The sequence below is a fragment of the Streptomyces sp. NPDC057271 genome (genome assembly GCF_042668715.1).
Lineage (GTDB): Bacteria > Actinomycetota > Actinomycetes > Streptomycetales > Streptomycetaceae > Streptomyces.
In genome coordinates this window covers 34,295-60,087 of the sequence record NZ_JBHUYJ010000003.1, presented here as the reverse complement: position 1 = coordinate 60,087, position 25,793 = coordinate 34,295, and the positions used below count along the sequence as shown (strand labels likewise).

General features: G+C 72.3%; 22 protein-coding genes and 2 pseudogenes. 13 read left to right on the top strand and 11 right to left on the bottom strand.

Annotated elements, in window-relative coordinates; genetic code table 11:
* Positions 1 to 7 precede the first annotated feature (7 nt).
* Together ACFUJR_RS02100 and ACFUJR_RS02095 are read right to left on the bottom strand one after the other, a co-directional pair.
* Positions 8 to 487 (bottom strand): DUF2771 domain-containing protein, encoded by a 480-nt coding sequence (locus ACFUJR_RS02100; protein WP_383174750.1) that lies wholly within the window; start codon positions 485 to 487, stop codon positions 8 to 10.
* 560 nt (positions 488 to 1,047) lie between these two features.
* The gene (locus tag ACFUJR_RS02095; RefSeq protein WP_383174753.1) at positions 1,048 to 2,412 is read right to left on the bottom strand and encodes an MFS transporter; all 1,365 of its coding nucleotides are present in this window, start codon (positions 2,410 to 2,412) and stop codon (positions 1,048 to 1,050) included.
* Between the two features lie 326 nt (positions 2,413 to 2,738).
* Between ACFUJR_RS02095 and ACFUJR_RS02090 the strand changes: the two genes are divergently transcribed.
* Together ACFUJR_RS02090 and ACFUJR_RS02085 are read left to right on the top strand one after the other, a co-directional pair.
* On the top strand, positions 2,739 to 3,650 hold the full coding sequence (locus ACFUJR_RS02090; protein WP_383174756.1) for a DUF3027 domain-containing protein: 912 nt from the start codon (positions 2,739 to 2,741) through the stop codon (positions 3,648 to 3,650).
* 288 nt (positions 3,651 to 3,938) lie between these two features.
* Complete coding sequence (locus tag ACFUJR_RS02085) at positions 3,939 to 7,094, top strand: sacsin N-terminal ATP-binding-like domain-containing protein (protein ID WP_383174759.1); 3,156 nt, start codon at positions 3,939 to 3,941, stop codon at positions 7,092 to 7,094.
* Between the two features lie 51 nt (positions 7,095 to 7,145).
* Here the strand turns inward: ACFUJR_RS02085 and ACFUJR_RS02080 are convergent, their stop codons facing one another.
* Positions 7,146 to 9,554: an HAD-IC family P-type ATPase gene (locus tag ACFUJR_RS02080; protein ID WP_383174762.1), complete on the bottom strand. Its 2,409-nt coding sequence runs from the start codon at positions 9,552 to 9,554 to the stop codon at positions 7,146 to 7,148.
* A 133-nt stretch (positions 9,555 to 9,687) separates the two neighbouring features.
* Positions 9,688 to 9,966 carry a DUF2530 domain-containing protein gene (locus tag ACFUJR_RS02075; protein ID WP_383174764.1) on the bottom strand — a complete coding sequence of 93 codons (279 nt, stop codon included), beginning with the start codon at positions 9,964 to 9,966 and terminating at the stop codon, positions 9,688 to 9,690.
* 201 nt (positions 9,967 to 10,167) lie between these two features.
* On the opposite strand from ACFUJR_RS02075, the gene ACFUJR_RS02070 reads away from it, so the two are divergent.
* A complete protein-coding gene (locus ACFUJR_RS02070) occupies positions 10,168 to 11,589 on the top strand; it encodes an NCS2 family permease (RefSeq protein ID WP_383174781.1) in 1,422 nt (473 codons plus the stop codon).
* Here ACFUJR_RS02070 and ACFUJR_RS02065 read toward each other — a convergent pair.
* On the bottom strand, positions 11,582 to 11,791 hold the full coding sequence (locus tag ACFUJR_RS02065) for a ribbon-helix-helix protein, CopG family (RefSeq protein WP_383174767.1): 210 nt from the start codon (positions 11,789 to 11,791) through the stop codon (positions 11,582 to 11,584). The genes ACFUJR_RS02070 and ACFUJR_RS02065 overlap by 8 nt on opposite strands.
* A gap of 132 nt (positions 11,792 to 11,923) precedes the next feature.
* Here ACFUJR_RS02065 and ACFUJR_RS02060 point away from each other — a divergent pair, with 132 nt between their 5' ends.
* From ACFUJR_RS02060 to thpR, 3 genes are all read left to right on the top strand, one after another.
* Positions 11,924 to 12,367, top strand: a complete 444-nt coding sequence (locus tag ACFUJR_RS02060) for a MarR family transcriptional regulator (protein WP_352190862.1) — start codon at positions 11,924 to 11,926, stop codon at positions 12,365 to 12,367.
* Between the two features lie 53 nt (positions 12,368 to 12,420).
* Positions 12,421 to 13,758: an MFS transporter gene (locus ACFUJR_RS02055; RefSeq protein ID WP_383174771.1), complete on the top strand. Its 1,338-nt coding sequence runs from the start codon at positions 12,421 to 12,423 to the stop codon at positions 13,756 to 13,758.
* Positions 13,759 to 13,831: 73 nt separating this feature from the next.
* Complete coding sequence (gene thpR / locus ACFUJR_RS02050; protein WP_383174774.1) at positions 13,832 to 14,404, top strand: RNA 2',3'-cyclic phosphodiesterase; 573 nt, start codon at positions 13,832 to 13,834, stop codon at positions 14,402 to 14,404.
* Positions 14,405 to 14,503: 99 nt separating this feature from the next.
* On the opposite strand, the gene ACFUJR_RS02045 is transcribed toward thpR, so the two are convergent.
* The 3 genes and pseudogenes from ACFUJR_RS02045 to ACFUJR_RS02035 form a co-directional block, all read right to left on the bottom strand.
* Positions 14,504 to 15,100, bottom strand: a complete 597-nt coding sequence (locus ACFUJR_RS02045; protein ID WP_383174777.1) for an HD domain-containing protein — start codon at positions 15,098 to 15,100, stop codon at positions 14,504 to 14,506.
* Between the two features lie 264 nt (positions 15,101 to 15,364).
* The gene (locus ACFUJR_RS02040) at positions 15,365 to 16,354 is read right to left on the bottom strand and encodes an aldo/keto reductase (protein WP_383179499.1); all 990 of its coding nucleotides are present in this window, start codon (positions 16,352 to 16,354) and stop codon (positions 15,365 to 15,367) included.
* 74 nt (positions 16,355 to 16,428) lie between these two features.
* Positions 16,429 to 16,701: pseudogene (locus tag ACFUJR_RS02035) on the bottom strand (MarR family winged helix-turn-helix transcriptional regulator); the annotation flags it as partial.
* Here ACFUJR_RS02035 and ACFUJR_RS02030 point away from each other — a divergent pair.
* The gene (locus ACFUJR_RS02030; RefSeq protein ID WP_383179496.1) at positions 16,702 to 17,121 is read left to right on the top strand and encodes a carboxymuconolactone decarboxylase family protein; all 420 of its coding nucleotides are present in this window, start codon (positions 16,702 to 16,704) and stop codon (positions 17,119 to 17,121) included.
* 59 nt (positions 17,122 to 17,180) lie between these two features.
* Here ACFUJR_RS02030 and ACFUJR_RS02025 read toward each other — a convergent pair whose 3' ends face one another.
* Positions 17,181 to 17,876: a GDSL-type esterase/lipase family protein gene (locus ACFUJR_RS02025; RefSeq protein ID WP_383179493.1), complete on the bottom strand. Its 696-nt coding sequence runs from the start codon at positions 17,874 to 17,876 to the stop codon at positions 17,181 to 17,183.
* Between the two features lie 204 nt (positions 17,877 to 18,080).
* On the opposite strand from ACFUJR_RS02025, the gene ACFUJR_RS02020 reads away from it, so the two are divergent.
* A complete protein-coding gene (locus ACFUJR_RS02020; RefSeq protein WP_383179490.1) occupies positions 18,081 to 19,073 on the top strand; it encodes a WD40 repeat domain-containing protein in 993 nt (330 codons plus the stop codon).
* Here ACFUJR_RS02020 and ACFUJR_RS02015 read toward each other — a convergent pair.
* Entirely contained in the window at positions 19,039 to 19,794 is a 756-nt protein-coding gene (locus ACFUJR_RS02015) for a TetR/AcrR family transcriptional regulator (RefSeq protein ID WP_383179487.1), read from the bottom strand. The two genes, ACFUJR_RS02020 and ACFUJR_RS02015, sit on opposite strands and share 35 nt — an antisense overlap.
* Positions 19,795 to 19,871: 77 nt before the next feature.
* Between ACFUJR_RS02015 and ACFUJR_RS02010 the strand changes: the two genes are divergently transcribed.
* The 5 genes and pseudogenes from ACFUJR_RS02010 (at position 19,872) to ACFUJR_RS01990 (ending at position 24,382) form a co-directional block, all read left to right on the top strand.
* Positions 19,872 to 20,966: an ATP-binding cassette domain-containing protein gene (locus ACFUJR_RS02010; RefSeq protein WP_383179483.1), complete on the top strand. Its 1,095-nt coding sequence runs from the start codon at positions 19,872 to 19,874 to the stop codon at positions 20,964 to 20,966.
* Positions 20,963 to 21,841: an ABC transporter permease gene (locus ACFUJR_RS02005; protein ID WP_383179480.1), complete on the top strand. Its 879-nt coding sequence runs from the start codon at positions 20,963 to 20,965 to the stop codon at positions 21,839 to 21,841. The genes ACFUJR_RS02010 and ACFUJR_RS02005 overlap by 4 nt, the downstream gene beginning before the upstream one ends.
* 70 nt (positions 21,842 to 21,911) lie before the next feature.
* Positions 21,912 to 22,112 carry a hypothetical protein gene (locus tag ACFUJR_RS02000; protein WP_383179477.1) on the top strand — a complete coding sequence of 67 codons (201 nt, stop codon included), beginning with the start codon at positions 21,912 to 21,914 and terminating at the stop codon, positions 22,110 to 22,112.
* 50 nt (positions 22,113 to 22,162) lie between these two features.
* Positions 22,163 to 22,741, top strand: a complete 579-nt coding sequence (locus tag ACFUJR_RS01995) for an IS607 family transposase (RefSeq protein WP_383179474.1) — start codon at positions 22,163 to 22,165, stop codon at positions 22,739 to 22,741.
* Positions 22,734 to 24,382, top strand: a pseudogene (locus ACFUJR_RS01990) (IS200/IS605 family accessory protein TnpB-related protein). The gene ACFUJR_RS01995 and the pseudogene ACFUJR_RS01990 overlap by 8 nt, the downstream one beginning before the upstream one ends.
* A gap of 267 nt (positions 24,383 to 24,649) precedes the next feature.
* On the opposite strand, the gene serC reads toward ACFUJR_RS01990, so the two are convergent.
* A complete protein-coding gene (gene serC, locus ACFUJR_RS01985) occupies positions 24,650 to 25,768 on the bottom strand; it encodes a phosphoserine transaminase (protein WP_383171117.1) in 1,119 nt (372 codons plus the stop codon).
* Between the last annotated feature and the right edge of the window lie 25 nt (positions 25,769 to 25,793).

The following is a 25,793-nucleotide window of genomic DNA, read 5'->3' as shown; positions in this document are numbered from 1 at the left end:
CGGAGGATCAGGATTCCTTCTTCAGCAGGAAGTGCCAGACGCCGGTCAGCTTCTTGCCGTCGTTCTCGACGATGGTGACCTGGGTCTCGTTGGTCGCCTCGCCGGTCTGGGAGGAGAAGAAGGCGCTGGCCGGGATGGTCCGGTACGTCTTGTGGTAGGGCTCCGGCTCGGCGTTCTGGCCGCCGAGGAAGATGGTCCAGCCGTTCTCGGCGATCGACGGGTCGACGCCGAAGCGGATCTTGTCGTCCGCGGCGACCGTGATGGTCTTCTCGGCCTTCCTGTTGAGGCACTGCTGGATCTGCGACTCCTTGATGGCGTCGCCGTCGTTGTAGCAGGCGGCCTCGGAGTGCACCGAGTCGGTCCCGACCGTCAGGGTCGCGAGCGGAGTCGGCTTGTCGCAGGCGGAGAGTACGAGGAGGCCGGCGGAGACGGCCCCGAGGGCGACGGCGGCCCGGCGGCGCGAGCCGGTGAAGAACGCAACGGTCATGGCCCGAAGGCTATCGGGCGTGTCGAACTCCGCCACGCGGGGGTGCGGCGCGCCGCGTTTTCCCCCCGGTGTGGCGGCGCGGCAGCGCTCGAGCGGCCGGGGCGCCCACCGGTCCCGCACGGCCTCCGGCCCGCCCCGGGGTCCGGCACGGCCGGCCCACCCCGGGGTCCGGCACGGCCGGCCCGCCCACGGGTCCCGCACGGCCTCCGGCCCGCTCCGGGGTGCCGCACGACTCCGGGTCGCCCCGGGCCCCGTGGGTGGCTCGAGCCCCGGCCCGCCCCGGGGCCGGTGGGTGGCTCGGGCCCGGTGGGTGGCTCGGGCCTCGGCCCGCCCCGGGGCCGGTGGGTGGCTCGGGCCCGGTGGGTGGCTCGGGCCTCGGCCCGCCCCGGGAGTGCGCGGGTGGCTCGGCTCCGGTGGGCGCCTCGGGCCCCGGTGGGTGGCTTGGAGGCGGTGGGGGGCTCGGGCTCCGGCCCGTCCCAGGGACCGGTGGGTGGTGGCTCGGAGCTCGGGGCCGGCTCGCAGCCTGGTGGGTGGCTGGGACCGGTGGGTGGCTCGGGGCTTCACTTGGGGGGCTGGGACGGCAGGGGCTTGCGGGCGGCCGTCAGGAGGCCGCGGACCGAGAGGAGGGCGCCCAGACCCAGGAAGCCGGCCGCCACCGACATGCCGACCGGGCCGCTCAGCGGCAGTGAGATGCCGATCGCGCCGCCCACCACCCACGCCATCTGGAGCAGGGTCTCCGAGCGGGCGAACGCGGACGTGCGCACCACCTCCGGCACGTCCCGCTGGATCAGCGCGTCGAGCGACAGCTTCGACAGCGCCTGCGTCAGGCCCGCCACCGCGCCCAGCACGGCCACCATCGCCCCGCCGAAGAACGCCGCCGCGAGGATCGCCACCCCGCACACCGTCGTGATCATCGTGGCGATGATCACCTCCGGGGCGTGGCCGCGTTCCTTCAGGAGCGATCCGACGGCCGTCCCGCAGGCGTTCCCCACGCCCGCCGCCACCGCCACCATCGCGAGCGACACCGCCGCGCTCTGCCCCGACAGCGGATGCTCGCGCAGCAGGAAGGCCAGGAAGAAGATCAGGAACCCGGACAGCATCCGCTGCGCCGCGTTCGCCTGGAGCCCGTGCAGCACCGAGGGCCCCACCGTCCGCAGGCTCGGCTTCTTCTCGCCGTGCGTGAGCAGGTGCGCCCGCCGTTCGCCCTTCGCCGAGTCGACCTTGTGCGGCATCCGGAACGCCCAGTACGCGCCCAGCAGGAACAGCGCACACGCCCCGTACAGCGGGTACTTCGGCCCGATCTGCTGGAGCCCGGCGCCGATCGGCGCCGCGATCCCGGTCGCGAGCAGGCCCGCGAGGGTGACCCGGGAGTTCGCCTTGACCAGCGAGAAGCCGGGCGGCAGCAGCCGCGGCACGACGGCGCTGCGCACCACGCCGTACGCCTTCGACGCCACGAGCACGCCGAGCGCGGCCGGGTAGAGCTGGATGCCGCCGGTCGCCACCGCCCCCGACATGGTGATCGCGAGGACCGCGCGGGTCAGCATCGCCCCGGCCATCGCCGCCCGCCGCCCGTGCGGGAGGCGGTCGAGGAGCGGGCCGATCACGGGGGCCAGCAGGGTGAACGGGAGCATGGTGATCGCCAGGTAGAGCGCGACCCGGCCGCGAGCCTCGTCCGTGGGCACGGAGAAGAAGACCGTGGACGCGAGCGCGACCGTGATCATGACGTCTCCGGCGCCGTTCACGGCGTGGAGCTCGATCAGCCTGCCGAGGCCCGACTCGCCCGCGCCGTGGGCGTGCGTCGCCCTGCGGATGCCCTTGGCCGTGCCCGTGACCGGCCAGTGCAGGGCGCGCCCGACCTTCCGGCCCGCTCGGCTGAGCGGCCCGGCATGATCGTCGGATCGTGCGGACGACCGTGCGGCTGCCACTCCGTCATAGTGCCCCACAGCCCCGACTTGTGAACCGTGCCACGGCGGGCGGCGGTCCACGATCCGGGCCACTTGGGGCGGGCAGGTGGGCGGCGGGCGGCGGAGGGGGTAGCGTGCGTAGCGCGCCACCGGCGGAAGATCTCGGCCGCGCGCCTCTTCGGCATCCCGCAGAATGGATGACGATAGGTGTGCCCGAGAGACGCGAGACATGTCGGGCGCGGACGTCGATGCGGCCCTCTGGTCCGCTCCGCCCGCCGCCCGGGGCTTTTCGCTCCCGCTCCTCGGCCGGCGCACCCGTGAGACGGCGTAGGAGAGAAGCGAGACCTGTGAGTGCTGCGACGACGCGAAGCCGTACCCCGCGTACCCCCGACCGCCTGTGCGCCGAGGCCGTAGACCTGGCGCGGACGGCCGCCGAGGAGGCTGCCGCACCCGGCATTGTCGGGGCCCACGTGGAGGCCGTCGCCGAGGGTGACCGGGTCGTCACGCACTTCTTCGAGTGCAAGGAGCCGGGCTACCGGGGCTGGCGCTGGGCCGTGACGGTCACCCGCGCCTCCCGGGCGAAGAACGTCACCCTTGACGAAACCGTCCTGTTGCCCGGCTCGGACGCCCTGCTGGCCCCCGAGTGGGTGCCGTGGAGCGAGCGGCTGCGACCGGGCGACATGGGCCCGGGCGACCTGCTGCCGACGGAGCAGGACGACCTCAGGCTGGAGCCGGGGTACTCGGGCGAGGACACCCCGCCGCCGAACTCCGCGGTCTCGGAGGAGATGGCGGACCATCTCGACGCGGAGGACGCCGAGATCGTCTCCCGTACGCCGTCCCGGGGCGCGATCGCCTCCGTGGCGGAGGAGCTCGGCATGCGGCGGGCGCGGGTGCTGTCGCGGTACGGGCTGCACGTGGCGGCGGACCGCTGGGACGAGTCGTTCGGGGCGAAGACCCCGATGGCGCAGGCGGCGCCGGCGTCGTGCGAGTCCTGCGCGTTCCTGGTGCCGCTGGCGGGCTCGCTGAAGCAGGCGTTCGGCGTCTGCGCGAACGAGTTCTCGCCGGCGGACGGGCGGGTCGTCTCGCTCGCGTACGGGTGCGGTGGGCACTCGGAGGCGGCGGTCATGCCGAAGCCGCCGCGTCCGGCGCCGCCGGTACTGGACTCGATGGGCGCGGACGCGTTCCCGCTCCGTCCGGCGAAGGACTCGGGCTCGACGACGGAACCGGACGGCATCTCGGAAGACCTGGGCCACTCGTAACGTCCTCTCCGCCCGCCACGTCCTCTCCGCCCGCTCCCGATGGGCCCCCGAACGGGGTCCGGGGGAGGGCGGGCACGACGGACGGCGCCCGTGCGGGCGCCTCCGCCTCTCGTGCCCCGCGCCCCCGGGCGCGTGCGCGGTCCCGTGCGCCGTCCGTGTGCCCGCCCCCGGCGGGAGGGCCGCCACACGGCGGCCGGGTAGCGGGACGACCGCGCACACGGGGGAGCGGCGCGCTGGGTGGTGTCCGCGCGCGGTACCTTCGGGCACCGGTACACACCCGCCCGCAGAGTGGAGTCAGACGTGAGCGTCAGCGTCAGGACGTCGACCGACGGAGCCGATCCCTTCGGCACCGCCCGGCTGCGGAGAGGCGTACTCGATGCCTGGGGCGCCGGGCCCGCCCGGTTCCGGGAGGACGCCAACGCCGAGGAGGACCTCGCCCTCGGCGGCTACCGCGACCGCCTCGTCGTCGAACTCGCACAGAACGCCGCCGACGCCGCCCACCGCGCCGGCGTCACCGGACGGCTCCGGCTCACCCTGCACCCTGCCGGGCCCGACGCCCCCGCCCTCCTTGCCGCGGCCAACACCGGCGCCCCGCTCGACGCGACCGGCGTCGAGTCGCTCTCCACCCTCCGCGCCTCCGCCAAGCGCGAGCACGACCGCGGAGCCGTAGGCCGCTTCGGCGTCGGCTTCGCCGCCGTCCTCGCCGTCTCCGACGAGCCCGCCGTCCTCGGCCGCCACGGCGGGGTCCGCTGGTCGCTCGCCGAGGCCCGCGAACTGGCCGCCGAGGCCGCCCGGCACAGCCCCGGCCTCGGGGACGAGCTGCGCCGCCGTGACGGCCACGTGCCGCTCCTGCGCCTCCCGCTGCCGGCCGAGGGCACCGCACCCGACGGCTACGACACCGTCGTCGTCCTCCCCCTCCGGGACTCCGCCGCCGTCGACCTCGCCGAGCGGCTCCTCGACTCCGTCGACGACGCCCTGCTGCTCACACTGCCCGGCCTCGCCGAGATCGTCGTCGAGACCGCGGACGGCGTACGTGTCCTCACCCGCGCCGAGCACGAGTCGTACGTCCACATCGAGGACTCCGCCACCCGCGAGACCCGCCGCTGGCGGACCGTCAGCCACGGCGGCCCCCTCGACCCCGCCCTCCTCAAGGACCGGCCGGTCGAGGAGAGGCTGCGCCCGTACTGGACGGTGACCTGGGCCGTACCCGTGGACGCCCAGGGCGCCCCGCTGTACCCCCGTACCGCCCCCGTCGTCCACGCCCCCACCCCCACCGACGAACCGCTCGGCCTGCCCGCCCTGCTGATCGCCTCCCTCCCGCTGGACACCGCCCGCCGCCACCCGGCCCCCGGGCCGCTCACCGACTTCCTCGTCGAGCGCGCGGCCGACGCGTACGCCGAACTCATCGCCGACTGGGAGCCGGTGACATCCGCGACGATCGACCTGGTGCCGGGACCGCTCGGCAAGGGCGCCCTGGACGGGGCGGTCCGCGCGGCGATCCTCCAGCGGCTGCCGCGCGTGGCGTTCCTGGCGCCCGAGTTGCCGTCGGAGGAGGTGCCCGCGCTGCGCCCGGTGGAGGCCGAGGTGGTGGAAGGCGCGGGCCGCGACACCATCGCCGTCCTGGCGGAGGTCTTCCCGGCCCTGCTGCCCGCCGGGCTCGAACGGCGCGCGGAGCTGCGCACGCTCGGCGTCGGGCGGGTCCCGCTGACCGAGGCGATCGACCGGCTCGCCGGGGTGGACCGCCCGCCGTCGTGGTGGTGGCGGCTGTACGACTCCCTCGCGGGCGTGGACCCGGACCGGCTGACCGGTCTCCCGGTGCCGCTGGCCACCCCGGCCGACGCGCCCGAGGACGCCAGGATCCGCACCACCATCGGCCCCCGGCACGTGCTCCTTCCCCAGGACGGCACCCCCGCCGACCTGACCCGGCTCGGCCTCAAGGTCGCCCACCCGGACGCCGCCCACCCGATCCTGGAGAAGCTGGGCGCCCTCTCGGCCACGCCCCGCGTGATCCTGACGACACCCCAGGTCAGGGCGGCGGTCGCCGCCTCCCTCGACGCGGGCGAGATCTGGGACGAGGACGCGGACACCCTGGACGCCGACGAGCTGGCCGAGACGGTCCTCGCGCTCGTCCGGGACGCGGAGCTGGAGCCGGGCGACGAGCCGTGGCTCGGCGCGCTGGCCCTCCCGGACGAGGACGGGGAGCTCGCGCCCGCCGGTGAACTGGTCCTGCCCGGCAGCGCCTTCGCCGCCGTGATGCGTGAGGACGAACTCGCCCTCTGCGACGCCGAACTGGCCGACCGCTGGGGCGAACAGCCGCTCGCCGCCTGCGGCGTGCTCGCGGGCTTCGCCCTGGTCCGGGCCACCGACCTCGTCCTCGACCCCGACGAACTGGAACCCCGCGAGGGGGACTTCGCCGAGACCGACGACGCCGGGTTGCTCGACGCGGTCGACGTCTGGTGCGAGGACGTCCTCGACCGGCTGCCCGAGGCTCCGGTGCCGCCGGTGGCGACCGAGATCGTCGCCGTACGGGACCTGGACCTGGTCGACGACGACGCCTGGCCGCAGGCGCTCGCCCTGCTCGCGCGCCCGCCGCTGCGGGACGCGCTCACCCAGCCCGTACGGGTCCTGATGCCGGACGGTACGACCGAGACCGTACGGTCGTACACGGCCTGGTGGCTGCGTGACCACCCCGTCCTCGACGGCCGCCGCCCCGCCGGACTGCGCGCCGCCGGTACGGATCCGCTGCTGACCGGCCTGTACGACTCCGCCGACGCGACCGGCTTCGAGGACGAGCAGGTCCTCCGGGCGCTGGGCGTGCGGACCTCGGTCTCCGCGCTCCTCGACGAGCCGGGCGGCGCGGCCGAACTGCTCGGCCGGCTCGCCGACCCGGACCGTGTGGTCTCCGGTGCCCAACTGCACGCCCTGTACACGGCGCTGGCCGACCTGGACCCCGAGCAGGTCACCCTCCCGGACGACCTGCGCGCGGTCGTGGACGGCGAACTGGTGGTGGTCGACGCCTCCGAGGCCCTGGTCGCGGACGCCCCCGACCTCCTTCCGCTCGCGGGCGGGCTTCCGCTGCTGCCGGTGGCCCCGGCGCGGGCGGCGGACCTGGCGGAGCTGTTCCAGGTGCGGCGGCTGAGCGAGTCCGTCGCGGCCGAGGTGACCACGGTGGGCGAGGAGCACGACGTCCCGCCCTCGGTCCACGCGCTCCTCGGGCCGGCGACCCCGGAGACGTACGTCGAGCACGAGGAGCTCCGCGCCGCCGGTGTCGAGCTGGACTGGCGCCAGACCCCGGACGGCGCGATCCACGCCGCGACCCTGGAGGGCGTCGCGGCCGGCCTCGCCTGGGCTGCAGGCCAGTGGCCGCGCCGCTTCGAGGTCGCGGCGCTCCTGGAGGACCCGTCGCGTACGGCGGAACTGGCCCGCGACAGGTGGTTCGACTGACCGGCCCTGTGGGCGCCCGCCTCCACTGAGCCGACGGCGGTGGGTGGCCCGTCAGGCCGGGAAGCGCCGGTCCATCTGGCGCCAGGCCAGCTCCAGCAGGCCCGCCCCTGCCGCCGCGATCGCCACCGCCGTCCAGGGCATCGTCACGCCGACCAGCTTCAGGGCGAAGAAGTCCTGGAGCCAGGGCACGACCAGGACCAGGAGGAAGGCGCCGCCCATGGCCGCGACCAGGGCGATGCGCCACCAGGTGTAGGGGCGGGCGACGATCGCCAGGACCCACATGGAGACCAGGAAGAGGGTCAGGGTCGCGGCGCTCGTCTCGGCGTCGAGGGAGCCCGGGCCGGTGTAGTACGAGCGGGCCACGAGGTACGTCGCGAAGGTGGCCGCGGCCGCGACGATCCCGCCCGGGATCGCGTACCGCATCACGCGTCTCACGAAGTTCGGCCTCGCGCGCTCCTTGTTGGGGGCGAGCGCGAGGAAGAACGCGGGGACTCCGATGGTGAGGGTGGACAGCAGGGTCAGGTGCCGGGGCAGGAAGGGGTACTCGACCTGGGAGCAGACCACCAGGATGGCCAGGAGGACGGAGTAGACCGTCTTCGTCAGGAAGAGCGTCGCGACCCGGGTGATGTTGCCGATGACCCGGCGGCCCTCGGCCACCACCGACGGGAGGGTCGCGAAGGAGTTGTTCAGGAGGACGATCTGGGCGACCGCGCGGGTCGCCTCCGAGCCCGACCCCATGGAGACGCCGATGTCGGCGTCCTTGAGGGCGAGGACGTCGTTCACGCCGTCGCCCGTCATGGCGACCGTGTGCCCGTGGGACTGGAGCGCGCCGACCATGTCCCGCTTCTGCTGCGGGGTGACCCGGCCGAAGACCGCGTTGCGGTCGAGTTCGTCGGCCATCGCGGACGGCTCGGCCGGCAGCAGCCGGGCGTCGACGGTGTTCTCGGCCCCCGGCAGGCCGAGCTTGCCGGCCACCGCGCCGACCGACACCGCGTTGTCACCGGAGATGACCTTGGCGGCGACGTTCTGGTCGGCGAAGTAGGCGAGGGTGTCGGCGGCGTCGGGCCGCAGCCGCTGTTCGAGGACGACGAGGGCGGTGGGGCGCGCGTCGTGGGCGACGTCGGGGGCGTCGAGCTCACGCGTGGTGCGGGCGAGGAGCAGGACGCGGAGCCCCTGCTCGTTGAGGTGGTCGATCTCGGCGAGGGTGGGGTCGTCGGACTTCAGGAGCACGTCGGGCGCGCCGAGCAGCCAGGAGGAGACGTCCCCGTCGCCCTCGCTGAAGGCCGCGCCGCTGTACTTGCGGGCGGAGGAGAAGGGCAGCGACTCGGTGCAGCGCCACTCCTCGGAGTCGGGGTAGGCGTCGATGATGGCCTGGAGCGAGGCGTTGGGGCGGGGGTCGGACTCGCCGAGGGCGCCGAGGACCTTCCGTACGTACGTCTCGTCGGTGCCGTCCAGGGGCCGCAGTTCGGTGACGTCCATGCCGCCCTCGGTCAGCGTGCCCGTCTTGTCGAGGCAGACGACGTCGACACGGGCCAGGCCCTCGATGGCCGGCAGCTCCTGCACGAGGCACTGTTTGCGGCCGAGGCGGATCACCCCGATCGCGAAGGCGACGGAGGTGAGCAGGACCAGGCCCTCGGGGATCATCGGGACGATGCCGCCGACGGTCCGGGCGACGGAGTCCTTGAAGTCGGTCTCCTTGACGACGAGCTGGCTGATGATGAGGCCGATCGCGGTCGGGACCATCATCCACGTCACGTACTTGAGGATCGTGGAGATGCCGGAGCGCAGCTCGGAGTGGACGAGGGTGAAGCGGGATGCCTCCTCGGCGAGCTGGGCGGCGTACGCCTCGCGCCCGACTTTGGTGGCGGTGAACGCGCCGCCGCCCGCGACCACGAACGAGCCCGACATCATCCGGTCGCCGGGCTTCTTCACGACCGGGTCGGCCTCGCCGGTGAGCAGCGACTCGTCGACCTCCAGGCTCTCGGCCTCCGCCACCTCGCCGTCGACCACGACCTTGTCGCCGGGGCCGAGTTCGATCAGGTCCCCGAGGACGATCTCGGAGGTGGAGACCTCGGCGGCGGCCCCGTCGCGGCGGACGGTGGGTTTCGCCTCGCCGATGACGGCGAGTCCGTCGAGGGTCTTCTTGGCGCGGAGCTCCTGGATGATGCCGATGCCGGTGTTGGCGATGATCACGAAGCCGAAGAGGCTGTCCTGGATCGGCGCGACGAAGAGCATGATCACCCAGAGCACGCCGATGATCGCGTTGAAGCGGGTGAAGACGTTGCCGCGGACGATGTCGACGGTGGAGCGGGAGCTGCGGACGGGTACGTCGTTGACCTCGCCGCGGGCGACGCGTTCGGCGACCTCGGCGGAGGTCAGGCCGGCGACGCTGTGGACGACGGGGGGCTCGTCCGCCGCGTTCCCGCTGCCGCCCGTGTCGATCTTCGCCCGCTGAGTCATGTTCTCGACGGTACGGCCGGAACCGGTCGTTCACCCGCCGGGAAGCACGAACATCAGACCGCGGGAGGACCGGAATCGTCCCGTGGTACTACGGGCTGTCCGGCGAGCCCCGTCCGGCGGTGCTACGGCGGTGCTACGAGGTGGGGGCGGCGCCCTCGGCGGCCTTCCTCGCCGCGTCCCTCCTGATGGCCGCGTCGCGCTTCCGTACGTACCAGATGCCGATCAGCCCGAGGCCGGCCCCGGCCAGGCACGTCCACACCCACCAGGTCAGGTCACGGTCGTCGAACCAGCCGTAGAAGGGGACCTGGACGAGGAAGAGGACGAACCAGAGGATCGTGCCGCCGGTGATGGTGGCGACGACGGGCCCCTCCAGGGGCTCGGGTGCCTCGTGCTTGGGGGTCCACTTCGCCATGCGGTCAGTCTAGGCGGCGGCACCGGCGGTCTACGCGCGGAGATGGACGCCCCTTCGTTCATGTGTTCATACTGAAACGGTTTGCCTGAGGCGGGATTCCTTCGTATGAACCGCCGAATAAACCACCCGCAAGGACTCCCCATGAGCACCACGGCCACCTCCCCCGCAGCCGAAGGCGGCGCGGGCGGTACCCCCACGGCCATGCCCCCCGCCCCGGAGAACGGCGCTCCCGCCTCCGGCGTCGACCGCTTCTTCAGGATCTCCGAGCGCGGCTCCACGGTCGCCCGTGAGGTCCGCGGCGGTTTCGCCACCTTCTTCGCGATGGCCTACATCATCGTGCTGAACCCGATCATCCTCGGCAGCGCCAAGGACATGTACGGGAACCAGCTCGACGGCGGCCAGCTGGTCACCGCGACCGTGCTCACCGCGGCCTTCTCGACGCTCCTCATGGGCGTCATCGGCAACGTCCCGATCGCCCTCGCGGCCGGCCTCGGCGTCAACACGGTCGTCGCCCTCCAGCTCGCGCCGCGGATGTCCTGGCCGGACGCGATGGGCATGGTCGTCCTCGCGGGCCTCGTCGTGATGCTGCTCGTCGCCACCGGTCTGCGCGAGCGCGTGATGAACGCGGTCCCGGTCGGTCTGCGCAAGGGCATCGCGATCGGCATCGGTCTCTTCATCATGCTCATCGGCCTCGTCGATTCGGGTTTCGTCTCCCGTATCCCCGACGCCGCGCACACCACCGTCCCGCTCCAGCTCGGCGGTGACGGTCACCTCACCGGCTGGCCGGTCCTGGTCTTCGTCCTCGGCACGCTGCTCACCCTCGCGCTCATCATCCGCAAGGTGCCGGGCGCCATCCTCATCTCCATCGTCGTCATGACGATCGTGGCGATGGTGATCAACGCGGTCGCCACCGTCCCGTCCTGGGGTCTGACCACCCCGACCTGGCCCGGCAACCCGGTGGCCTCGCCCGACTTCGGGCTGGTCGGCGAGGTGAGCCTCCTCGGCGGGTTCGAGAAGGTCGGGATGCTGACCGGCGTCCTCTTCGTCTTCACCGTGCTGCTGTCCTGCTTCTTCGACGCGATGGGCACCATCCTCGGCGTCGGCGACGAGGCCAAGCTGATGGACAAGGACGGCAACCTCCCCGGCATCAACAAGGTCCTGCTGGTGGACGGCCTGGCCGTCGCCTCCGGCGGCGCCACGTCGTCCTCCGCCACCACCTGCTTCGTGGAGTCCACGGCGGGCGTCGGCGAGGGAGCCCGTACCGGTCTCGCCTCGGTGGTCACCGGTGCTCTCTTCTCGGTGGCGCTGTTCCTCACGCCGCTCGCCACGATGGTCCCGTCCCAGGCGGCGACGCCCGCGCTGCTCGCGGTCGGCTTTCTGATCCTGGCCGGTTCGGTCAAGGAGATCGACTGGAGCGACTTCACCATCGCGGTGCCGGCGTTCCTGGCGATGGTGATGATGCCGTTCACGTACTCGATCACCAACGGCATCGGCATCGGCTTCATCGCCTTCAGCGTGCTGCGGCTCGCGGCCGGCCGGGGCCGCGAGGTCCCGGTGGCCATGTACGCCGTGTCGGCGGTCTTCGTCTTCTACTACGCGATGCCGGCCCTCGGCCTCACGTGAGCGGACCGACCTGATCGGGCTTCGTCAGCCCGTAGAACTTCTCTGTCTCGTCGACGGCCGAGCTGAACCGTTCGTCGAAGTCATCGCGGATGAGCGTCCGGACCACGTAGTCCTGGACGCTCATTCCGCGTTTGGCGGCATGTCCCTTGAGACGGTCGAACAGCTCACCGTCGATGCGCAGGCTGAGCACGGTCGATCCCATGCCAGTCAGGGTCGCGGCACAGATGGGCCCGGTGCGTCACTTTCCGGATCCTTCTCACTCGTTCGGGTGACTGATTCGGGTGCGGGCATTCCGGTTGGTATTTAGTTCTGCTAATGAGTTATGCTAACGAACATGCCTGACCTGTCCCACGGCACCGCCGACGACGTCGCCGCCGTGAACGCGCTCCGCTCCGCCGTCATGCGCCTCGGCCGACGACTCAAGCACCAGCGCGTCGACGAGTCGCTGAGCCCGACCGAGATGTCGGTCCTCGGCACTCTGGCGCTCTGCGGCTCCGCCACCCCCGGTGAGCTGGCCCGCAAGGAACACGTCCAGCCGCCGTCGATGACCCGCATCGTGGCGCTGCTCGAAGCCAAGGGGCTGGTCCGGCTGGAGCCTCACCCCGACGACCGCAGGCAGAAGGTCGTCAGCCAGACCGAGCGGGCCGAGACCATGCTCGAGGAGTCCCGCCGCAAGCGGAACGCCTGGCTGGCCGCCCTCGCCGAGGGTCTGGACGAGGACGAATGGGCCAAGCTGCGCGCGGCGGCCCCCGTCCTGGAGAAGCTCGCACACCTCTGACCCCAGGGGGACGGCCTCCGACCCCCAGCCCGACGCCGAGGAGGCGACGCACTTTGAGTACGGGACCCGGAGCAGACTCCGCACCCGTCCACAAACCCGACACCCGCACCCGCGGGCGGGGAGAAACCTTCTCCTCACTCCGCATCCGCAACTACCGGCTGTTCTTCACCGGTGCCATCGTCTCCAACACCGGCACCTGGATGGCCCGCATCACCCAGGACTGGCTGGTCCTGAGCCTCACCGGCTCCGCCGCCGCGGTCGGCATCACGACAGCGCTCCAGTTCCTCCCGATGCTGCTCTTCGGTCTGTACGGCGGCGTCATCGCCGACCGCTACCCGAAGCGGCGCATCCTCCTGATCAGCCAGGCCGCCCTCGGCCTCTGCGGACTCGCCCTCGCCGTCCTGACGCTCTCCGGCCACGTCCAGGTCTGGCACGTCTACCTGGTCGCCTTCCTGCTCGGCATGGTCACCGTCGTCGACAACCCGACCCGGCAGTCCTTCGTCTCCGAGATGGTCGGCCCGACGCAGCTGCGCAACGCCGTCTCGCTGAACTCCGCGAACTTCCAGACCGCCCGGCTCGTCGGCCCCGCCGTCGCCGGCCTGCTGATCGCCACGATCGGCAGCGGCTGGTCGTTCCTGCTCAACGGCCTGTTCTTCCTCGCCCCGCTCACCGGACTGCTGCTGATGCGCCCGAGCGAGTTCCACCCCGTGGAGCGCGCGCCGCGCGGCAAGGGCCAGCTCCGCGAGGGACTGCGGTACGTCGCAGGGCGCCCGGAGCTGATCTGGCCGATCGTCCTCGTGGGCTTCGTCGGCACCTTCGGCTTCAACTTCCCGATCTGGCTCACGGCGTTCTCCGAGGAGATCTTCCACGTCGGCGCGGGGACGTACGGCTTCCTGAACACCCTCATGGCGGCCGGCTCGCTCGCGGGCGCGCTCTTCGCCGCCCGGCGCGGCTCCACGCGGCTGCGGAAACTGGTGGGCGCGGCCGTCGTCTTCGGCGTCCTGGAGGTCGCGGCGGCGTTCTCGCCGTCGTTCTGGCTCTTCGCGCTGCTGCTCGTCCCGATCGGCATGTTCGGTCTGACGGTCAACATCACCGCGAACTCGGCGGTCCAGCTCGCGACCGACCCGGCGATGCGAGGCCGGGTCATGAGCCTCTACATGATGGTCTTCGCGGGCGGTACGCCGATCGGCGCGCCGCTGCTGGGCTGGATCACGGACACGTACGGACCGCGCGTGGGCTTCGCGACGGGCGGCCTGGTCTCGCTCGTGGCGGCCGGCGCGATCGGCCTGGTCCTGGCCAGGGTCGGCGGCCTGAGGATGTCCCTGGGCTGGCACCACGGGCACCCGCGGGTGCGGTTCGTGGAACGCGAGGCCCTCGCGACAGCGGCGTGACCGCCCCGCGGGGGCCGGGGACCGGCAGGGGCGCCGGTCCCCGGAGCGCGCCCGCCGCTGCGAGACTCTTCGCATGAGGCTTTTCGCTGCCGTGCTGCCTCCCCTGGAGCAGCTGACGGAACTCGCAGGCGTCGTCGACCGCCTGGCGCACCTGCCGGGCGCCGAGCGGCTCCGGTGGACCTCGCGGCCCGGCTGGCACTTCACGCTCGCCTTCATGGGCGAGGTCGACGACGACCTGCTCCCCGACCTCCACGCGCGGCTCGGCCGCGCCGCCCACCGCACTCCGCCGTTCGGCCTGCGGCTGCACGGCGGCGGTCACTTCGGCCGGGCGGTGCTGTGGACGGGGGCGGCCGGGGACCTCGACGAGATGCGCCTGCTCGCCGAGCGCGCCGACGCCGCCGCCCGCCGCGCGGGCGTCCCGATGGACGAGCACCGCCGCTACCAGGCCCACCTCACGGTCGCCCGCTCCCGCGCCGCCGACCTCGACCTGCGCCCCTTCGTCGACGCGCTCGCCCCCTTCGAGGGCACCCGCTGGCAGGTCCCGGAGCTGGCGCTCGTCCGCAGCAACCTGCCGGCCGGCGGGGCGCCGGGGGAGCAGCCCCGGTACGAGACGGTCGCCGCATGGCCGCTGGGCGGCGCGGGTTAACCTCTTCGAGTGGACCCGAAGACCCGTAACCGGATCATGGCCGGTGTGCTCGTACTGATGTTCGCGATCGTCGCGCTGTCGTCGGTGCTCGGCCGGTAGCTATGCGTCGAGCGGGTTCGTGAGAACCCGTCCGGCGATGCCGGCGTCGATCGCCGCCGCCGCGGAACTCGTCGGCTTGCGCTCCGCCTGGTCGCGGAAGCAGCCGAGGAACTCCTCCGCGATCCCGAGGCGTGGATGGCGCGCCAGCACCTCCGCCTTGAACGCGGCGGAGAAGTCGTCCGTGTACCGCCCGGAGATGTCCAGGCTGGTCGAACGCTCCAGCAGATGGCCCTCCGGGTCCGAGTGGACGTCGACGTCGCTCGCCATGTGCACGATGATCACGTCCGCCAGCCGCTGCCGCCTGGCCGCCGGCCACCCCGCGCCTGCGGCGAACACCCACGCCACATGGCCGCCGGCGCGCTCGAAGCCCACCGTGTGGCTGTCGAACTCCGGCGTCAGCCCGATGTCGTGGAGCAGCGCGGAGACGTACAGCAGCTCGGGATCGAAGTCGATGCCCTGCGCCGTGCCGTACGCGGCGGCCCACACATGGGCCCGTATCGAGTGGTTCAGCAGCGCCGGCGAGCAGTAGGCGGTGGCCACCTCCAGGGCGGTGGCGCAGGCCGGGGTGTCGGGCGTCTTGATCATGTCGAGTGTCATGTCCGCGAGTATCACCCGCGGGCGCGCCCTCGGCCGAGGGCACGTGCCCTGGGGGTACGCCCGGGGGCACGTGCCCCCGGGCAAGGGCGCGCCCCGCCGTGCGGGTCTCCGCCGTGCGGGTCTCCGCCCTGGCAGGGGCCCCGGCCCCGCAGGCCCCCGCCCCGCAGGCCCCCGACTCGCAGGTGGAGCGCGCCCAGGCCGGGTGGCCCGGCCGGGTGCGCTCCGGCCGCCTGTGCCCGGCCGGGGTGCGCTCCGGTCGGCTGTTCACCAGGCGAAGGCCTCCGGCGACGGCCCCGGCCCGGGGAAGACCTCGTCGAGTCCGGCCAGCAGCTCCTCCGAGAGCTCCAGCTCGACCGCGCGCAGGGCGCTCTCCAGCTGCTCCGCCGTGCGCGGGCCGACGATCGGTCCGGTGACGCCGGGGCGGGTGAGCAGCCAGGCCAGGGCGGCCTCGCCGGGTTCGACGCCGTGCTTGTCGAGCAGATCCTCGTACGCCTGGATCCGGGCGCGTACGGCCGTGTCGGCGAGGCTGTCGGCGGCCCGTCCGCTCGCGCGCCGTCCGCCCTCGACCTGCTTCTTGATGACGCCGCCCAGCAGTCCGCCGTGCAGCGGGGACCAGGGGATGACCCCGAGACCGTACTCCTGCGCCGCCGGGATGACCTCCATCTCGGCGCGGCGCTCGAAGAGGTTGTAGAGGCACTGCTCGCTGACGAGGCCGACGGCGCCGCGCCGGGCCGCGGTCTCGTTGGCCTGGGCGATCTTGTAGCCGGGGAAGTTGGAGGAGCCGGCGTAGAGGATCTTGCCCTGCTGGATCAGGACGTCGATCGCCTGCCAGATCTCGTCGAAGGGGGTCAGGCGGTCGATGTGGTGGAACTGGTAGATGTCGATGTGGTCGGTGCCGAGCCGGGTGAGGGAGGCGTCGACGGCGCGGCGGATGTTCAGGGCGGAGAGCTTGTCCTCGTTGGGCCAGGTGTCGCCCTCGCGGGACATGGAGCCGTAGACCTTGGTGGCGAGGACGGTCTTCTCCCGGCGGCCGCCGCCCCGGGCGAACCAGCTGCCGATGATCTCCTCGGTGCGGCCCTTGTTCTCGCCCCAGCCGTAGACGTTGGCGGTGTCGACGTAGTTGATGCCCGCGTCCAGCGCGGCGTCCATGATCGCGTGGCTTTCGGCCTCGTCGGTCTGCGGGCCGAAGTTCATCGTGCCGAGGACGAGTCGGCTGACCTTGAGTCCCGTGCGTCCGAGCTGCGTGTACTTCATGGTCCCCAAGCCAACGCCTTGGAGCGCGCTCCAGGCAAGGGGGTTCCTGGGCGCGCTCGTTGGGGCCGGCAGGGTCAGCCGCCGAGCCAGCTGCCTGCGTCGAGGCGGAAGGTGGTCTCCGCGGGGACGACGCGGCGCAGTGCGCTCTCCATGTCCCGTACGCGTTCGGCGCCGAGGGCCGCGGACCATTCCGCACGCAGCCGGTCGAAGACCTCGGCCGAGCGGGCGAGGGCGTCGAGGCCGTGGGGCGTGAGGCGGACGAGCTTGCGGCGGGCGTCGGCGGGGTCGTCGGCGCGTTCGGCGTAGCCGAGGTCGAGGAGCCGGTCGACGGTCTTGCCCGCGGCCCGATGGAGAGCGTCGCCGCCGCCTGGGGCCATGTCCCGCAGGCCGTGGCCCGCATGGCCGAGTCCCCGCACGCGCTGGACGGCTTCCTCCGGCTGAGCGCGATGTTCGAGACCACGACGCTCGACCCGCACTCCCGCGAGACCGTCGTACTGACCGTCGCCACCCGCAACCAGTGCCGTCTGTGCATCGGGATCCACGAGGCGAAGCTGGCCACACTGGGCCCGGCTGAGCATCCCGAACGCCTCGAAGCCGTACGGGAGTTCACTCACCGGCTGCTCGCCGCTTCGGGAGCCGTGAGCGACGAGGAGCTGGAGCGTTTCCTCGGGTTCGGGTACACCCGCCAGAACGCCCTTGAGGTCGTCCTCGGCATCGGGGCGTACACCCTGTCGACCCTGGCGAACCGGCTGACCCGCTCGGAGTGAGGGGCGTCCTCGACGGCCGCGGGGTCCTTCGGGACGCCGGCAGGGCGTGCGGCGGTCTGTCAGTGACCGCCGGACGGGCCCGCGTACGCGGTGCCGAGACCCCACGCCTGGTGCATCGCCGAGGCGAACGCGGCCGCCAGCTTGTGCTCGCCGGAAGGCCCCGGGTGCGTGCCGTCGTACGTGTCCGTGGACAGGTCGTACGGCTCCGGCGCCGTCGCGAGCAGCAGGGGCGACGCGGCCGTGTCCAGGTCGGCGACGGCCTTGGCGAGCAGCTCGTTGAAGCGCTCGCACTCGGCGGCGAAGGGCGGGTCGTACGTGGCCCGGACGTTCGGGATGACCGGCATGACGACGGCCCTGACGCGCGGGTTCGCCGCGCGGGCGGCGGCGACGAAGGCGCGTGTGTTCTCCACGGTCTGCGCGCTGTCGGTGTAGAAGCCGAGGTCTATCAGGCCGAGGGAGACCAGCAGGACGTCGGCCCCGGTCGCGGTCACCGTCTCGCCGATCAGCGGCGCCATGTGCAGCCACCCCTCGCCCCAGCCGGCCAGATGACGCCGGGCGGACTCGGGGAAGGCGGGGTCGGCGTAGGCGTGCGAGACGGGCGCCTCGGCGACGGAGTCGTACAGCTCGGTGCGCGGACCGACGATCTCGTACCCGCCGGGCAGCGCGGCTTCGAGGTGCTGCCACATCCGGTAGCGCCAGGTGTGGTCGCCGGCCTGTCCGATGGTGCAGCTGTCGCCGACGAACATGAAACGCATGGTCACATCATCCCGGAGGCCGCCCGCCCCCTGCGACGTGATCCCGGCCACCCGGCCGCGCCGATCGGGGCGAACTCGGCTGCCCGCCGCCGCCCCCGTGCCCGCCGCCCCCGTGCCCGTCACCGCCGGGACCGCCACCGCCGGGGCCGTCGGAGGCCGCTGCCCCGACGGTCGCCGGACCCGTGGCATGGCACGCTGGAGGGCATGCGATCACTCCTGGGTGTTGTCGGCGCCGCCGCGCTGGTCCTGACCGTGGCGGCCGCCCCCGCCGCGGCCGCCGAGGCGGATCAGGACTTCACGATCAAGGACCCCCGGATCACCGAGTCCAGCGGTCTGGCCGCGAGCCGTGCCCACCCCGGGGTCTACTGGACGCACAACGACCAGGACGCACCGCTGATCTACGGCATCGACTCCCGTACCGGCGAGACCGTCGCGACGCTCACGATGAAGGGCGTCGGCACGCCCCGCGACATGGAGGCGATCTCCGTCGGCCCGGACGGCGACATCTACGTCGGCGACATCGGCGACAACAGGGACGGCACCTGGGACCACGTCTGGATCTACCGCTTCCCCGAGCCGAAGCAGCTCAGGAACCAGACCGTGACGGCGAAGCAGTACGACGTGAAGTACGCCGACGGGCCGCGCAACGCCGAGGCCCTGATGGTGCATCCGAAGACCGGCCGGGTCTACATCGCCAGCAAGAACGAGAACACCGGCGGGCTCTACGCGGGCCCGGAGCGGCTCTCGACAGCGGGCACGAACGTCTTCCGGCGGGTCGACGACGTGCCGTGGGTGACCGACGGCGCCTTCTCCCCGGACGGCGAACGGCTTCTGCTGCGCGGCTACTTCAGCGCGAAGGAGTACGTGTGGAAGGACGGCCGCCTCGGTGACGAGGGCACCGGCGCCGGCGCGCCCTTCCAGGGGCAGGCGGAGTCGGTGACGTACACGAGGGACGGCTCGGCGCTGATGTTCGGCTCGGAGGGCGCGAACAGCAGGGTCGTCCGTGTGGACCGGGACGACCCGGCCCCACGTCCCTCGGCGGAGTCCCCCGGCGGCTCGCCGAAGGACCCGGGCCCGGGCGGCGCGGACTCGTCGGCCACGGCCGAGGAGCGCGGCAACTTCACCGTCGGCGTGATCGTGCTGGGCGCCGCGACCGCCCTGGTCATCGGGGCGAAGCGCCTCCTGCGGCGCGGCTGACGAGCGCCTCGAAACCGTCGAGGAGTCGTTCGAGCCCGAAGGTGAAGTGGTCGAACTCCCTGGAGAAGGTGTCGTCGGCGAGGGCCGCCATGCGGGGGTAGTCGCCCGTGGCCATCGCCCGTTCCAGGTACGGGCTCTGGGCCGCCCAGAAGTCCTCGTCACTCACGCCGGTGTCCTTCACCGCCTCGACGGTGTCGATCTCCATGCGGGCGACGCCGGCCACATAGCTCTGCACGGTGATGATCACCCCGATCGTCTCGGGGTCGCTCAGGCCCATCCCGTGCGGGCCCTTCAGTCCGGTCAGGCAGAGTTCGAGGCCGCGCAGCGCGCTGGGGCCCACGACCGAGCGGGCCTGGTTGACCCGGAGCAGCCAGGGATGGGCCCGGAAGAGGCCGAGTTGGGCGCGGGCCAGCTTCTCGACCGTGTCCCGCCAGTGGGTGGGCGGTTCCGGGTCGCCCTGGAGGGACTCGCCCTGGACGCGGTCGAGCATCAGGTCGAGCAGCTCGGTCTTGCCGGGGACGTACCGGTACAGCGACATCGTCCCGACCCCGAGATCGGCCGCGACGCGCCGCATCGACACCGCGTCCAGGCCCTCCGCGTCGGCGACCCCGACCGCGGCCGTGACGATCCGGTCGAGGGTGAGGCCCGGTTTGGGGCCGCGGCTGGGGCGTCCGCCCGTGCCCCACAGGAGTTCCAGGCTGCTCGTCGTCGCGTCCTTCATGGCCTCACCTTAAAACTGAGTACACCGTACTCTGAATCGGGTACGGTGTACCCAGTTTCACCGAGCGGAGGATTCCCATGCACGAACACGCGGTCCTCGTCGAGGGCCTGCGCAAGCGGTACGGCGGCAGGCGCGGGAGCACGTACGCCCTCGACGGCCTCGACCTCACCGTCCGCCCCGGCACCGTCCACGGACTCCTCGGGCCCAACGGCGCCGGCAAGACCACCGCCGTGCGCGTCCTCGCCACCCTCCTGAGGCACGACGGGGGCCGGGCCGAGGTCGCCGGGCTCGACGTGGGCCGCGACCCGCGCGCCGTCCGCGCCCGGATCGGCCTGGCGGGCCAGTACGCCGCCGTCGACGAGGGCCTCACCGGCCGGCAGAACCTGGAGCTCTTCGGCCGTCTGTTCCACCTCGGCGCCCGCCGCGCCCGCGACCGGGCCGCCGAACTGCTCGACCGCTTCGACCTCGCCGAAGCCGCCGACAGGGGCGCGGGGAAGTACAGCGGGGGCATGCGACGCCGCCTCGACCTGGCCGCCTCGATGATCCTCGCCCCGCGCGTCCTCTTCCTCGACGAACCGACCACCGGACTCGACCCGCGCGGCCGCGGTGAGGTCTGGAACGCCGTCCGCACCCTGGTCGAGGGTGGTACGACGGTCCTGCTCACCACCCAGTACCTCGACGAGGCCGACCGGCTCGCGTCCAGGATCACGGTCATGGACCGGGGCCGGGCCATCGCCGACGACACCCCCGACGGGCTCAAGAACCGTGTGGGCGGCGACCGGGTCGAGGTCGTCACGGCGGAACCCGCCGACCTCGCCGCCGCCCGCGCCATCGTCGCCCGCCTCGCCGACGGCGAACCGGTCGTGGACGCCCACGAGCGGCGCGTCCACGCCCCCGTCTCCGACCGGGTCACGGCCCTGACCGAGGTGGCCAGGACGCTTCAGGACGAACGCATCGCGGTGGACGACATCGGACTGCGCCGCCCCAGCCTCGACGACGTCTTCCTCAGCCTGACCGGCCACGGCACGGACGAGGACCGCGACGGCACGGACGAGGACCGCGACCGCATGGGCGAGGGCCGCGACCGCATGGGCGAGGGCCGCGACCGCATGGGCGAGGAGCGTCACGGCACGGTCGTCGACCGAGTCCGCACGGACGGAGAGACCGCATGACCCGCACCGACCTGCCCCCCGCGACCCCCACGGCTCTGCTCCCCACCACCACGAGCCCGCTCGACCCGCCCCCCGGTGCCGGCCGTGGGCGCGCCTACTGGGCCGTCGTGGACTGCTGGAACGTGGTCCGCCGCACCCTGCTGAACTACCGCCGTCAACCCCTCGCGATCCTCTGGGTCCTCGGCTTCCCCATCGTCTCCGTCCTGCTCTACGGATTCGTCTTCGGCAGCGCCATGCGCGTCCCGGGCGGCGGTGACTACCGCGAGTTCCTGATGCCCGGCATGTTCGCCACGACCATGGCCTTCGGCTTCATGAACACCGCCACCACCGTCGTCACGGACGTGAACAAGGGCGTCGTCGACCGCTTCCGGTCCATGCCGATGGCGCCGTCCGCCGTCACCACCGGCCGGGGCGTCGCCGACCTCCTCGTCGCCTGCGCCGAGCTCGCGATCCTCGCCATGACCGCCCTCGCCATCGGCTGGACGTCCGACGGCGGCCTCGCCGCGACGGTGCTCGCCTTCGGCCTGCTGCTGCTCCTGCGCTTCGCTCTGATCTGGGTCGGGGTGTGGGCGGGGCTCGTCCTGCCGAACGCCGAGGCCGCGGGCGCCCTGTACGCCGTGATCTTCCCGCTGACGATGGTCTCCAGCGTGTACGTCGCCCCCTCCCTGATGCCCTCGTGGCTGGCGCCCGCCGCCGCGTGGAACCCGATCTCCTCGACCGTCACCGCGACCCGCGAGCTGTTCGGCAATCCCGGGGCGGGCGGCGGCAGCTGGGTGGAGCAGAACGCCGTCCTCATGGCCTTCGTCTGGCCTCTCGCGATCACGGCGGTCTTCCTCCCCCTCGCGGTACGGAGGTTCCGGTCCCTCAGCCGGTGACTCCCTCGTGTCGACCGTGGGCGCCGCCGGGTCGAGACTGGAAGGGGACCGGAAAACGCGTGGAGGAACCATGACCGGATTCACTCGCGAGAACACGCCTGTAGCCCTGGAGGGCGATGGCGTGGAGGTCCGCCTGACGGAGGTCGGCGGTGGCATGACCCTCGGCTTCATCCACCTCCCCGAGGGCACGGACATGGCTCCGGCGTTCAAGGGCCTGAAGGACGACATGTGCCAGTGCCCCCACTGGGGGCTCGTAACTGTTCGGAGTTAGGTCAACTCTAGTGTGCATTGGTGCCTTTGAGTGGGTGTTACGCTCACTGTATGAACCTCAAGGAGTGGGCGAAAGCGAACGGCGTGCATCCGCATACCGCTTACCGCTGGTTCCGTGAGGGCACGTTGCCGGTCCCCGCTGAGCGTGTGGGGCCGCGCACGATCCTGGTGAACATCGAGGCGAACACCTCACCCTCGGTGACGGGTGGTGTGGGTTTGTATGCCCGCGTCTCCTCTCACGATCAGAAGCCCGACCTGGAACGGCAGACGGCACGTCTGTCGGCGTGGGCGGCGAAGGCCGGTCACCGGGTGGTGCGGATCGAGTCCGAGATCGCTTCGGGTATGAACGGCGCCCGTACGAAGGCCCGTCGTCTGCTGGCCGACCCGGCGGTGACCACCGTGGTGGTGGAGCACAAAGACCGGCTCGGCCGGATGAACGTCGAGCTGGTCGAGGCGGCACTGTCTGCGACCGGGCGCCGCCTGGTCGTCCTGGACGACGGCGAGGTCGAGGACGACCTGGTCCGCGACATGGTCGAGGTGCTGACCTCGTTCTGTGCCCGCCTGTATGGGCGCCGGTCCGCGAAGAACCGTGCGCAGAAGGCTCTTGAGGCGGCTGCTGCCGGTGGCTGAGCCGAAGAAGAAGCAGCTCCGCACGATCGACGCGCCGTTCGTCGCGCTCGGTCCGTCCGGGGTTGCGATACGCGACCGGCTCAAGAACCTCACACCCGCCGACGAGAAGGTGCTGCGCCTGATCGGCGAGCACTTGGGACGGCTGGCGTCGCGTGATCTGGCGGAGCGTTGCCGTGACGGCAACGGCCACACCACGGATACGTGGGCGGCCCGTAAGCAGGGCCTGACCGCCGGGTCTTCGTCGCGGTGGGCGGGGTCGATCACGAAGGCCAGCCACGATCAGTGGGCGCTGTCCCGGCGCTGCCAGGCCGCGCGCATCCAGAACCTGGAAGCCGGTGTGCGGACGCTGATGCACCGTCTGTCCCTGTCGCTCGGGGAGAAGGGCACCAAGCGGGCTGCGGGCGGCTACCGCACCCGGGGCGAGTGGTTCCAGAAAACCCGGCGCCTGGCGGTCCTGGAGCACCGCCTCGGTGTCGCCCGCGCTGAGCGCGAGGCAGGTGTTGTGCACGTCGTACGCGGCGGCCGGAAGTTGCTCAACACCCGGCACAACCTGGATGCCGCCAAGCTCACCGAGGCCGAGTGGCGCCAGCAGTGGGAAGCCGAGCGCTGGTTCCTGGCCGCTGACGGCGAGTCCGGGAAACGCTTCGGCAACGAGACGATCCGCATCACCCCCGACGGCGAGGTCAGCATCAAGCTGCCCACGCCGCTCGCGCACTTGGCGAACGCCAAGCACGGCCGGTACATCCTCACCTCCCGTGTGGCCTTCGCGCACCGGGGCGCCGAGTGGGCTGATCGTGTGGAGGCAAACCGGGCCGTCGCCTACCGCATCCACTACGACGTGCAGCGCGGACGCTGGTACTTGACCGCAGCCTGGCAAAGCCGGTCGTCCAGACGGTCCCGCTGGAGGCGGCCCGCGCCGCCGGCATGGTCGGCGTGGACACGAACGCCGACCACTTCGCCGCCTACCGGCTCGACCCGCACGGCAACCCGGTCGACGACCCGCGCAGGTTCTTCTACGACCTGTCCGGCACCGCCGACCACCGCGACGCCCAGATCCGCCATGCCATCACCCGAGTCCTGCACTGGACGAAGCAGTGCGGGGCGGCGGCCATCGCGATCGAGGATCTCGACTTCACGGCCGAGAAGACCCGCGAGAAGCACGGCCGTAAGAAGCGGTTCCGGCAGCTCATCTCCGGCATCCCTACCGGCAGGCTCACAGCACGGCTCGTGTCGATGGCCGCCGAGCAGGGGCTGTCCATCGTGGCCGTGGACCCGGCCTACACCTCTATGTGGGGCGACCAGCACTGGCGCAAGCCGCTGACCACCCCACGCCGCAAGATGTCCCGTCACGATGCCGCAGGTATCGCGATCGGGCGACGCGCCCTCGGGCACCCGATCCGGCGACGGACGGCACCGCCCCGCGACGACCAGAGTGATCGTCGTGGGCATCGGACCGTCCAGGCCGGACCGGAGGCACGGGGGCGTGAGGGAACCCGCCCACCCGTCACGGAACGTGCACACGATGCACGCCGCCGAACGGGGACACAACAGGGAACGCGGGAGACCAGTGCATCCAAAACCGTCCGGGATGCGCGCAGTGTCGGGCAGTGGGTCCAAGACTCACTCCTGCTCACTGATTAGGAACGGTACCTGCTCAAGGGCCGGATAACCGCTTCGGGAGAGAAGATCTACGAGGCCGGTCAGGCGTACTACTGGGGACCCGGCCACGCCCCCGAGGCCCTGGAGGACGTCGACGTCGTGGAGTTCTCGCCGACCGTCGAGTTCAACGAGGTCGTCGACCACATCAAGGCGCAGATGGGCTGAACCCCCCGGACCGGGGCCGGGCGGGTACGGCGGAGGGCCCGGCGCCAACCGGGGTCGGCGCCGGGCCCTCCGTACACCCAGGGGTCAGAGCTTCTCGATCACGTAGTCGATGCAGGCCGTCAGTGCCCGCACGTCCGCCGGGTCGACCGCCGGGAACATCGCGATCCGCAGCTGGTTGCGGCCCAGCTTGCGGTACGGCTCGGTGTCCACGATGCCGTTGGCGCGCAGCACCTTCGCCACCGCCGCCGCGTCGACGTCCTCGGCGAAGTCGATGGTGCCGATGACCTGGGAGCGCTTGGCCGCGTCCGTGACGAACGGCGTCGCGTACTTGGACTCCTCGGCCCAGCCGTACAGCGCCTGCGAGGACTCCTTCGTCCGGGCCACGGCCCAGTCCAGACCGCCCTGGCCGTTGATCCACTTCAGCTGCTCGTTGAGCAGGAAGAGGGTCGAGAGCGCCGGGGTGTTGTACGTCTGGTTCTTCAGCGAGTTGTCGATCGCCGTCGGGAGCGAGAAGAACTCCGGGATGTGCCGGCCGGACGCGTGGATCCGCTGGGCGCGCTCCAGGGCGGCCGGCGAGAAGGCCGCGAGCCACAGCCCGCCGTCGGCGGCGAAGGACTTCTGCGGGGCGAAGTAGTAGACGTCCGACTCGGTGATGTCGACCGGGAGGCCGCCCGCGCCGGAGGTCGCGTCGACCAGGACCAGCGCGCCCTCGTCGGCGCCCGCGACCCGCTTGACCGGGGCCGCGACACCCGTGGAGGTCTCGTTGTGCGTGTACGCGTACACGTCGACGCCCGCCTCGGCCTGCGGCTCCGGGTGGGTGCCCGGGTCGGAGGAGATCACGGTCGGCTCGGCCAGCCAGGGGGCCAGCTTCGCGGCCTTCGCGAACTTGGAGGAGAACTCGCCGAAGGTGAGGTGCTGCGACTTCGACTCGATCAGCCCGTGGGTCGCGATGTCCCAGAAGGCGGTCGAACCGCCGTTGCCCAGGATCACCTCGTAACCCTCGGGCAGCGAGAAGAGGTCACGCACTCCGGCCCGTACCTCGCCGACCAGGTTCTTGACCGGAGCCTGGCGGTGGGACGTGCCGAGGAGGGAGGTGCCGGTGGCGGCCAGGGCGTCCAGCGCCTCCGTACGCACCTTGGAGGGGCCCGCGCCGAAACGGCCGTCGGCGGGCTTGATGTCAGCGGGAATCTGGATCTCAGCCACGAGGCGAGGCTATCGGGTCGGACCG